The following is an 11,916-nucleotide window of genomic DNA, read 5'->3' on the forward strand; positions in this document are numbered from 1 at the left end:
CCCAACCTCTGTTACAAACTCCTATGTACAATACCCTGTGGTACATTCAGCAGAGCAACCCGGCTGCGTTCTCCAGAGTAGAGATTACACTGCCAAGACCCATTATACTCTGGTCTGGAATTCCGTTCCGTAACATATATCGTAGAATCTTTAACGGCAAAACTGACTTCTACGTCGCCGCGGGTAATTGCGGCTGAAATCCCATCAATGAGCTGAAACAAACGGAACATCGGTAATAGTCGCCACGGAAAAGATTCAGGCAATTCATGCTCACCGTGGTGATGATAGCGAATAATTTCTATTACATCGTCCGACTGATGATAATAGTGTTTTGCCAGTTCTGCACTCCGAAAAGCGTGCAGCTTACCATCCTCAAAGACTTCCTTAGGGTCAACCACAGCCCCCGTGTGGAGGTCAACTTGTGCTTTACCGAGATCGTGAAAAATGATAGCTCGTACCAGTTCATCCTTATCAATGCCAATCACTTTCGTGACCCCTTGCGCCGCAAACGATGAAAGGATTTTTAGACTGTTAACCACGTGCCGATATCCGCCGTCATGGATAATTCCCGTAATTTCAATTTGATGGGTTTCAGGATGATATTCATCGCGATATTCGACCGTGTTTTTCATTTTGTACTCAACCTTACTATTTGGCAGCGTTAGCGCAAAGGCCATGTCCAGTTCTTTCTCAATATCAACAATTTTCGTGATATCTTCCATGGTAATCATAAGACCTCGGTCTTCGCCTTCTACAATAATTGGGACGACGTTGATGGAGACAACCTTCCCATTGGGATATTCGCGAATTACACCAGTAACCGATTTCCCCGTCTCCAAGCACTCTAGAAGATACGGTGTACGTCCATCCTCTGATCCAATCGGCTCGACCTTAACATAGTCATAGAAGTATTGCCCCAGGTAGTCGTCGTCCCTCGAAACACCATCGACAATTTGCATTGCAGACTCGTTCATATATTGAATAGCAAGGTCTTTATCCAAAAGAAAAAGTCCCTCTACCATCCCATCCAACACATATTCCAAAAGGTGTTGGGGACTAGCAAGTAAGTCTCTCAAGACACACTCCTCCTATGGACCGATTTATAGAAAATAATAACTATACTAAACAAAAGTAACAAGTATACTGAATGGGGACGATTGGTGCCGGATGGACCGTCACAATATAAACAGACATCGGTAACAATCCTTTGGCTTTTTTCGTCTTATAATATAGTGAGTCATCCAGTGTAGCCAGGAATACCCTATTTGTGTGTAGATGATGCTGTATAGACAAACTTTTCTATTTTGAAAATAAGGAGACAGGGGTGATGACAAGTTATGAGTAAAAAATTTTGGTTTGTTGGATTATCCCTGTTACCCGCCGCCGCGCTAGTTGTAGGCGGACTACATGTAAGACGTGATTTGTTAAACCGAAAGGCCGCAAGAAATGTCTCTATTGCGAAGTCGAAATGGGAAGCAGCAAAAGGTGTGCAGTTAACATTTAATGAACCCCTTGACGCTGTGACGTGGTCAGTCAACGGAAGAACCAGTACAATTCGTTTCATGAAACCCGCAACGTCTGTTTGGCTAAAAACGTCCTTTCCTCAAGGAAAGAAGTCAACGATTAAGGTGCGGAGCGTCGAAACAACCTATAAACAACATATCGCGGAAAACTGGAGACTGTCCGATATACTTCCTGCCTCAATGAAAGTCGTTACGAACCCCGGCCCTTGGCAATTGAACGTACCGCGCAAGGGTCCGTATACTGTTCAGTTTAGCGCCCCGATTCAGAATCGGACCAAAGCTACTCAGGATATCTCGTTTGCACCCAACATATCAGGAAAATGGGTTTGGGAGAATGCAGACACCGCAGCCTTCTACCCAGCTCATGAAGTAGCACCTGCAGCACAAGAAAAGATGCTGATTAACAGCGGTAAAACCGGTCCCATAAGTACCTCTGGACAGTATCTGTCCACTTCTGTCACACGTAACTTTATTACTGCTAGTAATGAAAAAATTGTGGTTCGAGAGAAACTTCCTGAAACCCTGACCCTCTATAAAAATGGGAAGGCTATTTTTCATTCGCTATGCAACACTGCTGTAAAAGGGGCTCACACCCCACTCGGTCAGTTCTATATCCGAACAAAGTATCTCCATGTTGATATGAAAGGAGTGAACCCTAACGGGACACACTACAACGATCCGAACGTACCTTGGGTCATGGGACTTATCGGGAGTATAGCCATACACGGGTTCCCGCGTGCTTCCTATGGATTCCCGCAGAGCAATGGATGTGTAGAACTCCCTGTTAAGATTGCAAAAAAATTATATAGTATGGTGAAGGTTGGCACCCCTGTAGAAATTACAAAATCGTAGGAAACTGCAAATGCAAAACTGTACATATGTTACTGGATGGGATATCATGTAGTCGAACCAAGTATTCACATGCGAATTAAATGCATTTGTTGTGTTGCTCCTGCCTGTCATTCAAGAACCATCGATAAAAGCAAAATCTATTTACACCAGCAAAACTTATCTATTCCAGAAAAATCTATTTAAACTAGTAAAATTAATCTATGCCAGACACACCAGATCAAACTATAAAATGTATCCATGTCAGCGAGATCTGTGCCGGAAACTCTGCCTAAACCAAGAGGGCCCCTCGATGCCGGCATTGGAAGAAACAAGCGGACAATAAGATTGCCGCACTGTTAGAAAATAGAAAAGGGAGTTGATAACACATGGTCTCGAAACAACGGCCAAAGATTGCAGGAGACTTGACCCAACTGATTGGTAATACGCCTCTTTTGCGCCTCAATCATATTAGTAATGAGACTGGCGCAGAAGTGTTGGCCAAACTTGAATACTTTAATCCGCTTGGAAGTGTGAAAGATCGCATTGGATTCGCCATGATTGACGCTGCAGAGAAAACCGGCCAAATTACTCCTGGAGTGACAACCATTATTGAGCCGACCAGTGGAAATACAGGGATTGCACTGGCATTTGTCTCTGCTGCCAAGGGCTACCGCTGCATTCTGTGCATGCCGGAGACAATGAGCATGGAACGCCGAAACTTGCTTCAAGCTCTGGGTGCCGAAATTGTACTAACGGAAGGTTCAAAGGGCATGAAGGGGGCAATTGCGAAAGCCGAAGAATTGCAACAGGAGATTAGCAACGCCTTCATTCCACAGCAATTCAACAATCCAGCTAACCCGGAGATTCATCGAAATACGACGGCCGTAGAAATATGGGAAGACACCGATGGAAAAGTAGATGTCTTTGTTAGCGGCATTGGGACTGGAGGTACCATCACAGGTGTTGGTGAAGTCCTAAGGTCCCGCAAGTCATCCCTGAAGGTGGTTGCGGTCGAACCCAGTGATTCACCTGTCTTATCTGGTGGAAGCTCTGGACCTCACAAGATTCAAGGTATCGGTGCCGGATTCGTGCCGTCCGTACTGAATACCAAGGTTTACGACGAAGTTGTGCAAGTCACGAATGATGCAGCCTTTGAATCATCCCGACAGGTGTCTAAAACAGAAGGTCTGCTTGTGGGCATCTCGTCAGGCGCCGCAATTCACGCAGCAACACAACTGGCACGCCGCCCTGAAAATAAGGGGAAGACCATAGTCGTGTTGTTGCCGGACACCGGTGAGCGTTACCTTTCTACGACACTCTATGATACTGAATCGTAAGATTCAGTATCATCCTACTCACATCTCGCGGGAGACACTGAAGCGGGCGGCCAGCGACGGCGGCGTCGGCAACGGGATCTTTCAAACGCAAGCTGGCGGTTGCCATTTATCAACTACAAATACTATTATACCCACATTTGGAGGCACATGAACCGGTTCGAGCCCTCTGTCTGGCCCCGTTTGCTCGTGATGCCAGTTGATTAAGGATCCTTTTGCTCACTATCCCGCCTCACGCGAACGGATAGTGATCGATTCGATCACTATCACCTGCGGGCCATTTAAAATAGGGATCCCGTTGCTCCCTATCACCCACGGCCCGCCATGGCACTCCCGCAATTAGTGATCATTCATGACACTAATGTCCCCGTCACACTGCATTAGCGATCTTTGCGATCACTATTGAATTAGGCCAACACCCTTAGGGATCATTGCGATCACTAACCGCCTCACAACCAATCCTGACGGCCAGCGACGGCGGCGTGGGCAACGGGATCTTTCAAACGCAAGCTTTCAATTTCCATTTATAAACTCAAATTGCTATTATGACCATTTTTAGAGGAACCTGAACCGGTGCGTTCCCTCTGTCTGGCCCCGTTTGCTCGTGATGCCAGTTGATTAAGGATCCTTTTGCTCACTATCCCGCCTCACGCGAACGGATAGTGATCGATTCGATCACTATCACCTGCGGGCCATTCAAAATAGGGATCCCGTTGCTCCCTATCACCCACGGCCCAACGTGGCACTCCCGCCATTAGTGATCATTCATGACACTAATGTCCCCGGCACACTGCATTAGCGATCTTTGCGATCACTATCGTACGTCACTTCGGCCAATAGTGACCTTTCCGCGCCTTATCCGCCTTATCCGCCTTATCCGTCTCCCAGTCAACCCCGGCACACTCTAGTAGACCTGCAGCTAGCGCTGCTCTCTTTCTTTTAAATGTTGCACTGAACTCGAAGTCCCTGTGACTGAAGCTGTTCAACCTCTTCGGACACGTCTGGCAACAAATCGACCGTCTCCTTAAGAAGAGGAAAGGTTGCCTCATGGAGAGAATAGAAAACCCACTGCGCAGTTTTCCTCTCTTTGACAAGACCCGCTTGCTTCAGCTTTCGGAGGTGTTGAGAAACGCTAGGCTGCGACATTTCTAAAATCGCTACGAGTTCACACACACAGAGTTCATTTTTCGCTAACAGAGCCAACATGTGCAAGCGAGTCTTATCACCGAGAGCTTTGTAGATTTCTGCCATATTCTCAAAGGCATCCATTTTTGCCTCTCACCTCCGTTTTTAACGCTAATCTTCGTTTTTCAAGTCTAATCTTCGTTTTTTAACTCTAATCTTCATTTCCAACTCTAATCTTCATTTTTCTTATTATCTCCGAATGCGAATCAATACACCGGGCCAAGTCTTCATTAAAATGTGAGTACCGTATAGCCTTCACGCGCGTAGCGTGAGAACGCATCACGTGCGAATTCCAGATTAATTCCATATTCATCTGCTGGGCCATTTAAATTCCAATTGTTCACTTGGTTTGAACATGCACCAATTACAATGCCGGCTTCTTTTAAGCTATTCAAGAGCCCATCCACTTCGGGTGGTACGGACTCCAACAACTTTACGGCTCCCGTAAACAAGAAGACTTCGACAGCGTCAATTTGATTTTCTTCCTTTGCGTCAAAAATCCGCTTGGATACACCAAGGCCAGACGTCACCTTGTCTTTTTGATCCCATCCGGAGTTAATCACAATCGCAAGTTTTCCACTCATTATATCGTCTCCTTTGACATTCCACTCACTTCATTTGACATTTAACTCACTTCATCTGACATTCCACTCACTTCATTTGAGCTCCAAATTGTCTCCTTTGATGTGCCAGTCATTTTATTTGCGGTTCCGCACCTTTCAGCTTCTTCACCTTTCAGCTTCCAATCATTTCATTGGCAAATCGCTGCAACAGGTCTACGCCAATAATTTCATCGTCTTGCAGAGTGGCAATAGCAATGTTTTGATAGTTGCTGCGTTCTTTCAGTCGGGAAATATGCCTCATTTGCAATTCCAATCGCTTTCCGAACAAGCGGCTTGTAGCTGCCTCCTTCGGCAACACTTGGTTCACGATGATGCCCTGCGTGTAAATATGAGTCCGCTCCAAGTCCGAAATTGCTTTATCCATTTCTGCAATGGGCGTCGATTCCGGCAAGGTGACGAACAACATCCCTGTTTCATCTTTATCCTGCAGCGTACGAATGGCTGTATGCATCTTATCCAATTGAGCATTATCCAAAGCTGCAGTTTCCGCCGTGAAGGCATCCTTATACTCTAGCTCGTGTTCATAGTCCCATGACAACTGCAACAAACGAACTGTGTGTCCGGTGGGCGCTGTATCAAACACTGTCACGTCAAAAGCGTCGCTCAACAGGAAGTCAAGAAACTCCTGAAAGACGGCCACTTCTTCCGTACAGGGAGAATTCAGTTCTTCACTGACACGATGAACTGTTGCGCTGTCTTGAAACTGCTGTTCGAGGGATTCCAGCACTTGATTGCGATAGGCGTCAAATGCCATCTTTGGGTCAATTCTGACCAGCCACAGGTTTGATTCCGAGAGTTGACGAGGAACCGAAGTCACAGTTTCGTCGAAGACGTTTCCGATGTGAGCAGCGGGATCGGTTGTAACAAGCAACGTCTTAAATCCTGAATTTGCTGCAAACATCGCGGTCGTTGACGCCAGCGTCGTTTTTCCGACACCGCCTTTTCCGGCCAAGAAAATTCTCCGTCTCTTCCCGTGCTGTGGCAGAATTAAATGAGCAGGCATCTTATCATAGGTGAACGGCATATTGTAAATCCCTCCCCACCTGCTCCAACATGGCCATACCCTTGACCTCATCCGGGTACAGAGGCATGTAGCCAATTGGACCGTCGAAACGAGACTGTAGCTCTTGAATGTGCGGTTCTTGCTTCTGCCACCTTCGACGAGAATATGGATGATCGCGCTCGTCTTCCGGAATAACTCCATTCACAATTGCGACTTGATTTGAGATCTCAAGTTTCTGTAGTTCGATGACCGAACGAAGCATTTCATCCATCGGTAATTTGGCAGGTTGTGTGACAAACACAAAGGTTGTCATGTTCGGGTCTTGCAGTGCTCGCACCGCATTGTCGTATTGTTCTTTGGAAGCCGCAAGTGCATCTACACTGCCAATACAGGTTTGACCGCTCCCCTGCGCACTTTCCTCAATATGCAGACTCCAACTACTGGGCAATTCCAGCAATCGAAGGGTGTGTCCCGTGGGTGCCGTATCGAACACCACCCATTCATAGTCTGGTTGATGCATACACGCTATGAACTGATCAAAGGTTGCAATTTCCTCAGTGCAGGGTCCACTCATTTTTTCTTCGGCCGTTCGTACGAATTCTTCCGGGAATACTTCACGCAGAGGACCTAGGGCACGGTCCTTATATGACTGCAGTGCTGCATCTGGATTGATTTCCTGAATAAACAGGTTTGGAACCCCGCGTACTTCCCGGGCCTCAAGACCCACTTCCTGTCCGAAAACATCCCCCAAATTCGATGCCGGATCCGTGGTAACCAACAAGGTTTTAGCGCCGTTTGCTGCCAGCATGACGGCCATCGCAGAAGAAAGGGATGTCTTCCCGACACCGCCTTTTCCGGAGAAAAACACATATCTGGTCATCAGCTTAGGACTCCTTCGTTGCTAACAATTCATCCATGTTGGGGTAGCGTCCTTTGGTCAGGATCCCCCCGTCCACGGTGACAATCGGTAAAACACTCATGCCTTCCTTCAGCATCGTTTCATATACATGACGGTTTGAAGTGAAAGCGGACGTGTCACTGCTCATCATGTGCCTTTCGACTGTATGTCCTTGCCCCTTCAACTTCTCCACCAGTTCTCCAACGCGAATGAGTTCCCTGTCTGGAGAGGTACCACAAACCCCAGTGGAACAGCACATTTCCGGATCAAAAAAATCTATTCTCATCCCTTATTCCTCCTCGTATCAATATCTAAACGCTCAAATCGTTATATAACAATTTACTTATATAATATCCGATAAAAGAACGTCTTGCAACCATCAAAAGAAAGCCACCCACTTGCCTAATAGTGGGCGGCTTCCCAGGCATCCTGTTTTAGAGCTCAAGCTCTCTGCTGCGTCAGTACGTGAATTGTCCAATGAGTGTTGTTAATGCTTCTGCCTGTCGAGTCACATGGTCAATGGCTGCAACCGTTTCTTCCATCGTTGCGGATTGCTCCTCCGTCGCAGCAGCCACTTCTTCGGTGCTGCGCGAAAACCCTTCAGCGATTTTTAGCACTTCTACCACCGAGTTCTGTACTCCCTTGGCACTATTCGTCAGTTCTGCAATTTCATTCAGCGAGTCTTCAATCTGATGGTGAACTTGGTCGACATGTGTCGCAATTTCGTTAAATGAAACCGCGGAGGTGCCCATTGTTTCCAAACCTGTGTCCATGACTTTTTTGCTGCTATTCATTTGCGTCAAGACGCTGCCCATTTCTGTCCGAATGTGCTGTGCAATCTTTTGGATTTGTAGGGCTGCATCTTTTGAGCTCTGCGACATCTTCCGCATTTCATTTGCAACCACCGCAAAGCTGCGACCGTTCTCTCCCGCTCTTGCAGCTTCCACAGAAGCATTCAGCGCGAGAAGATTGCTTTGGTCTGCAATACCGCTAATCAGTTCAACAATTGAATTGATTTTCCCTACCTGGCCGCCTAGACTGTCCACTTGTTCACTGAGTGTATTAATGGAACTAGCTGCTGTCGTAATCTGTCTGGATGTTTCTTCGATGGCTTCGTGACCACGCTCAACGGTGGACTTCGATCCAGCAGATGATGCAGACACTTGCTCCGCGTTTTCACGAAGTGTTTGAAGGTGTTCGTTCATATTTGTAACCATATTCATTGCCTCTTGTGTCGCTGTTTGCTGCTCGGCGGCACCGGAGGATATGCCTTGCGTACGGTCGGAAATTTGAACAGAAATATTCATCACTTCAGTGGACGTGGCTGAAAGCTCCTGTGAAGTCGCTGCCATTTGGTCGGTGCTCTGCGAAATCGTTTTAATGATGTTTTGAATGCTTCCAATCATAGCGTTAAACGAATCTGCCAACTGACCAAATTCATCCCTCGACCGAATCTGCAGTCGCTTTGTTAAGTCTCCAGAGTTTTGGGCGATTTTCCTCATTTCTGACGTAATGACCCGCACTGGACGTAACGTAGCTCTAAGAGTGAAGAGAGCTAATATAACACTGAGTATAAGGGCTATGAGAATAACAATCAGAGAAATCGAAAGGGACCGCATATAAACACTGTGTCCCTGCTGCACAGTTTGGTTTGCGGCATTGCGCTCAAAGCTAACCAGTTTACCGAGATCGGTCAGCGTTTGACTGACGTCTTTTGTAGAAGCCATCTTTGTGGTACTCGCTGAATTCAGATTCGTAAAATCGTTGAAAATTGCGGTGGTTGCGGTGCCCAAATCGTTCGTAAATTTATTCCACTGTCCCCTGTCCGCCTTTGCTACGCTGCTCTTTGAAAGAGTATGTACATTTGTATCAATCTCTGTCTCGATGTTTTGAATGTCTGATTGATAATTCAGCTCTTGAGTGAGTGACTTTGTAAGCCTTATCTGGTATATGTCAAGCTGTATGTTTCTTAACTTATCTTGAATCTGTGTTAAAGATTCAAGGGGTGCAAGACGATTCGTTACAATTGAGCGCGTCATTTGCTGGGTCATCCTCAGGTTAAGAATGCCCACTCCCCCAAGAACTATCAAAATAACGTTCAAAGCTACGAATGAATAAATTAACTTTTGCGCAAGAGATAGTCCGCCGCGAGTATAAAAAAAGCCGAGAATTTTGCGTATTCTAACCATCAATATACATACCTCCATTGTCTCTGTCTGATGAAACCAGAAAAAATACAAAAACCAACATGTGCTACATAGTTCCTATCACCCATTAGCAGTGTAGCACTGTTTCCACGCACATCAGGTCTTCGCTTGGAGCAAGCTGTCAATCGTATCTGTCAAACACTAGCGGCAGTTGTCCGAGCGTCTGAACCAAAATACACAAATTAATAGTGTACAGAAAGGAGGTCCATCAGTATATTCACAGAATCAAGCCACAAATCCTCCATAAAAGTCAACAAACTGCCACTAATCTGTATTTGACTTCTTCACCTCACCCTCGTTACGTAAAGGTAAGTTGACTGTAGCCTGGCCTGTACCCTCAAAACAAGCAGCAGGTTGAGTTCTTGAAAAAACGAACTAAGTGGTGCAGAGAACAGGACGGGTTTCTGAGGGGAAACTTGCGGAGATAGCGGACCTATCGATAAAGCATTAGGTCATTAGACAGGGAGGGAGATATCAGCCTTCTCCCCCCATTTGCAATCAATACGGCAGGACGCCTAGATGCTGCAGCAGAATTGTTCCCGCTCAGTTGGAAGCGGTATATGCTAGACTTTTGCTGCAGGTTCCATGAACCGGTTTAGCAAGTTGCGAGTTACACCTTGAATGATTGGTGACGGCGAAACGTAATCTGGCTTCTTCATCGCAATGCCTTCGTAAATCTGATAATGCATCGGATTGGACAATCCATACCCCCACCAAGTCGTGCCTGCGTCAAACACATAGGCGCCAGATTTTGCTTTATAAATGGAAGTCGTCATGTACTCCTTTTTATTTTTATAAGCACGGTCGATGACTGGCGAAGCGGAGATAATCACATCATTTTTGTTATGCAGTGCTTTGCGGCTGTATGTGGAACTCAGCGCAGAGTCATATTCCCAGCCAATTATATTGCGTACTGCTTCTCCCTTATAAACATGCAGACCCTTGTATAACCAATTAGAAGGGTCTGAGACAATCCAATTCGGATCAGACCACGTAGCGTTATCGCCTCGAGGCTGACCTTGATACATCTGACCAAGTAAAGTACTTTCTGGATTCCCAATATAGCGCCATCCGCCAGTTTGCTCTGGGGTTCCACGAAGGGGATCACGTTTCGACTCCCACCGATATCCAATTAAAGTCCGATGATTGTCACTGTATCGAACTTTCCAATACATATCATTCGCACCGAGAAATGCAAGATTAACGCCGCTGTTGAGCATATGGGTGACACGGTTACGCATCTTTCCCGTCCAGTACTCGTCGTGTCCAACGGAAATAAATCCTTTCGGTGTCCATTGCGTTGTACCCTCATCCAAAGCAACACTAGTCGTGTAGGAAACGTTGTATCCTTCTTTCTCCATCCAATACACCGTCGGGTACTCTAGAAATGTCAGTCCAGCACCATTATCGGCCGAATAGGGGCGGTTAAAGGATACCTCAATCGCGTTATTACCCGCGTACCCCTTTTGTTTTCTCGTGGTCTTAGCATAATGACCGTAGAAAGACCAGTCACCCCAATAATTGTATGCCTGCCAAGTATTGACGGGCACGTCAACGAGAAATTCGTGAGGCTGAGTGTCAGAACGAACAATGAACGGTATATAGCTTTGGTAACCGTGCGCATCTGTAAGCAACGCGAGATAGTAGCCGCTTACCCAAGACGGCGGAACTTTCAGTTGATATGACGGCTTCCAGTTCAAGTGCAGAAATCCTTTTGGATTCTTTTGTTGCGGAAGGTGATGTCCTCCGGATTTCGAGTTCCACCATCCCTGAGCGCGACTTTTTAACAGAGGAGTGGTCTTCATCAGTCGACCACCTTTGCCCTGGTAATACCCCATACGGAAAATTTTGATGTTGTACAACGTTCCAGTGTACCATGTACTAACGTAGAATGTGAGTTTACCTCCTTGGTTGACACTATCCAATGACGCGTAACCTTGAATTCTACCATGGGCTGGCCGAGTAATTCTCCAAGCAGTCGTACCAGGTAATCTATTTTCTTGAGCTATCGTCAAACCTGTGGTTGTTAGTTTGGTCTTAATCTGACTCGCTCTTTTATTGGAAACCTTCCTCGTCACGTGACTTTCATTATTTCCAGATTGGTTATTCAGGCTTGAATTTGCATTTTTAGACACATTAATTACACCCGGTGGCTTTGCCGTGTTTGAGTTGCAACCAGCGAGCGGAATTACCGTCAGAGAAGCAATGGAGAAAAAGACAGAGATACGACGGAACGTTTTTAATTTTGTCATCTCATATACCCCTGCTTCTATATATACCAAGAATCATCATAAGTCAATATAGTGTGTACC

The 11,916-nt window shown here is 46.2% G+C and carries 10 protein-coding genes; 2 read left to right on the plus strand and 8 right to left on the minus strand.

What is annotated here, in order from left to right:
• Window positions 1-11: 11 nt before the first annotated feature.
• Complete coding sequence (locus tag GI364_RS20715) at window positions 12-1,076, minus strand: HD domain-containing protein (RefSeq protein WP_198851083.1); 1,065 nt, start codon at window positions 1,074-1,076, stop codon at window positions 12-14.
• 261 nt (window positions 1,077-1,337) lie between these two features.
• Here GI364_RS20715 and GI364_RS20720 point away from each other — a divergent pair, with 261 nt between their 5' ends.
• Together GI364_RS20720 and cysK are read left to right on the plus strand one after the other, a co-directional pair.
• The gene (locus tag GI364_RS20720; RefSeq protein ID WP_198851084.1) at window positions 1,338-2,375 is read left to right on the plus strand and encodes a L,D-transpeptidase; all 1,038 of its coding nucleotides are present in this window, start codon (window positions 1,338-1,340) and stop codon (window positions 2,373-2,375) included.
• A gap of 365 nt (window positions 2,376-2,740) precedes the next feature.
• Window positions 2,741-3,691, plus strand: coding sequence for a cysteine synthase A (gene cysK, locus GI364_RS20725; RefSeq protein WP_198851085.1), 951 nt, complete (start codon window positions 2,741-2,743; stop codon window positions 3,689-3,691).
• Window positions 3,692-4,627: 936 nt separating this feature from the next.
• Here cysK and GI364_RS20730 read toward each other — a convergent pair.
• The 7 genes from GI364_RS20730 to GI364_RS20760 form a co-directional block, all read right to left on the minus strand.
• Entirely contained in the window at window positions 4,628-4,957 is a 330-nt protein-coding gene (locus tag GI364_RS20730; protein ID WP_198851086.1) for an ArsR/SmtB family transcription factor, read from the minus strand.
• A 146-nt stretch (window positions 4,958-5,103) separates the two neighbouring features.
• Window positions 5,104-5,457: a hypothetical protein gene (locus GI364_RS20735; RefSeq protein ID WP_198851087.1), complete on the minus strand. Its 354-nt coding sequence runs from the start codon at window positions 5,455-5,457 to the stop codon at window positions 5,104-5,106.
• Window positions 5,458-5,608: 151 nt separating this feature from the next.
• A complete protein-coding gene (locus GI364_RS20740; RefSeq protein ID WP_198851088.1) occupies window positions 5,609-6,520 on the minus strand; it encodes an ArsA family ATPase in 912 nt (303 codons plus the stop codon).
• Complete coding sequence (locus GI364_RS20745) at window positions 6,504-7,379, minus strand: ArsA family ATPase (RefSeq protein WP_198851089.1); 876 nt, start codon at window positions 7,377-7,379, stop codon at window positions 6,504-6,506. The genes GI364_RS20740 and GI364_RS20745 overlap by 17 nt, the downstream gene beginning before the upstream one ends.
• 4 nt (window positions 7,380-7,383) lie before the next feature.
• Complete coding sequence (gene arsD / locus GI364_RS20750; protein WP_198851090.1) at window positions 7,384-7,683, minus strand: arsenite efflux transporter metallochaperone ArsD; 300 nt, start codon at window positions 7,681-7,683, stop codon at window positions 7,384-7,386.
• Between the two features lie 172 nt (window positions 7,684-7,855).
• Window positions 7,856-9,586: a methyl-accepting chemotaxis protein gene (locus GI364_RS20755; protein WP_233096201.1), complete on the minus strand. Its 1,731-nt coding sequence runs from the start codon at window positions 9,584-9,586 to the stop codon at window positions 7,856-7,858.
• A 581-nt stretch (window positions 9,587-10,167) separates the two neighbouring features.
• A complete protein-coding gene (locus GI364_RS20760; RefSeq protein WP_198851092.1) occupies window positions 10,168-11,856 on the minus strand; it encodes a N,N-dimethylformamidase beta subunit family domain-containing protein in 1,689 nt (562 codons plus the stop codon).
• Window positions 11,857-11,916 lie beyond the last annotated feature (60 nt).

Source organism: Alicyclobacillus sp. SO9, from assembly GCF_016406125.1.
In the GTDB taxonomy this organism is placed as follows: domain Bacteria; phylum Bacillota; class Bacilli; order Alicyclobacillales; family Alicyclobacillaceae; genus SO9.

Excerpts from the sequence above, each read along its gene's own strand:
- GI364_RS20720 (WP_198851084.1), top strand. The coding sequence starts at position 1,338 with ATGAGTAAAAAATTTTGGTTTGTTGGATTATCCCTGTTACCCGCCGCC.
- cysK (WP_198851085.1), top strand. The coding sequence starts at position 2,741 with ATGGTCTCGAAACAACGGCCAAAGATTGCAGGAGACTTGACCCAACTG.
- GI364_RS20730 (WP_198851086.1), bottom strand. The coding sequence starts at position 4,957 with ATGGATGCCTTTGAGAATATGGCAGAAATCTACAAAGCTCTCGGTGAT.
- GI364_RS20735 (WP_198851087.1), bottom strand. The coding sequence starts at position 5,457 with ATGAGTGGAAAACTTGCGATTGTGATTAACTCCGGATGGGATCAAAAA.
- GI364_RS20740 (WP_198851088.1), bottom strand. The coding sequence starts at position 6,520 with ATGCCGTTCACCTATGATAAGATGCCTGCTCATTTAATTCTGCCACAG.
- GI364_RS20745 (WP_198851089.1), bottom strand. The coding sequence starts at position 7,379 with ATGACCAGATATGTGTTTTTCTCCGGAAAAGGCGGTGTCGGGAAGACA.
- arsD (WP_198851090.1), bottom strand. The coding sequence starts at position 7,683 with ATGAGAATAGATTTTTTTGATCCGGAAATGTGCTGTTCCACTGGGGTT.
- GI364_RS20755 (WP_233096201.1), bottom strand. The coding sequence starts at position 9,586 with ATGGTTAGAATACGCAAAATTCTCGGCTTTTTTTATACTCGCGGCGGA.
- GI364_RS20760 (WP_198851092.1), bottom strand. The coding sequence starts at position 11,856 with ATGACAAAATTAAAAACGTTCCGTCGTATCTCTGTCTTTTTCTCCATT.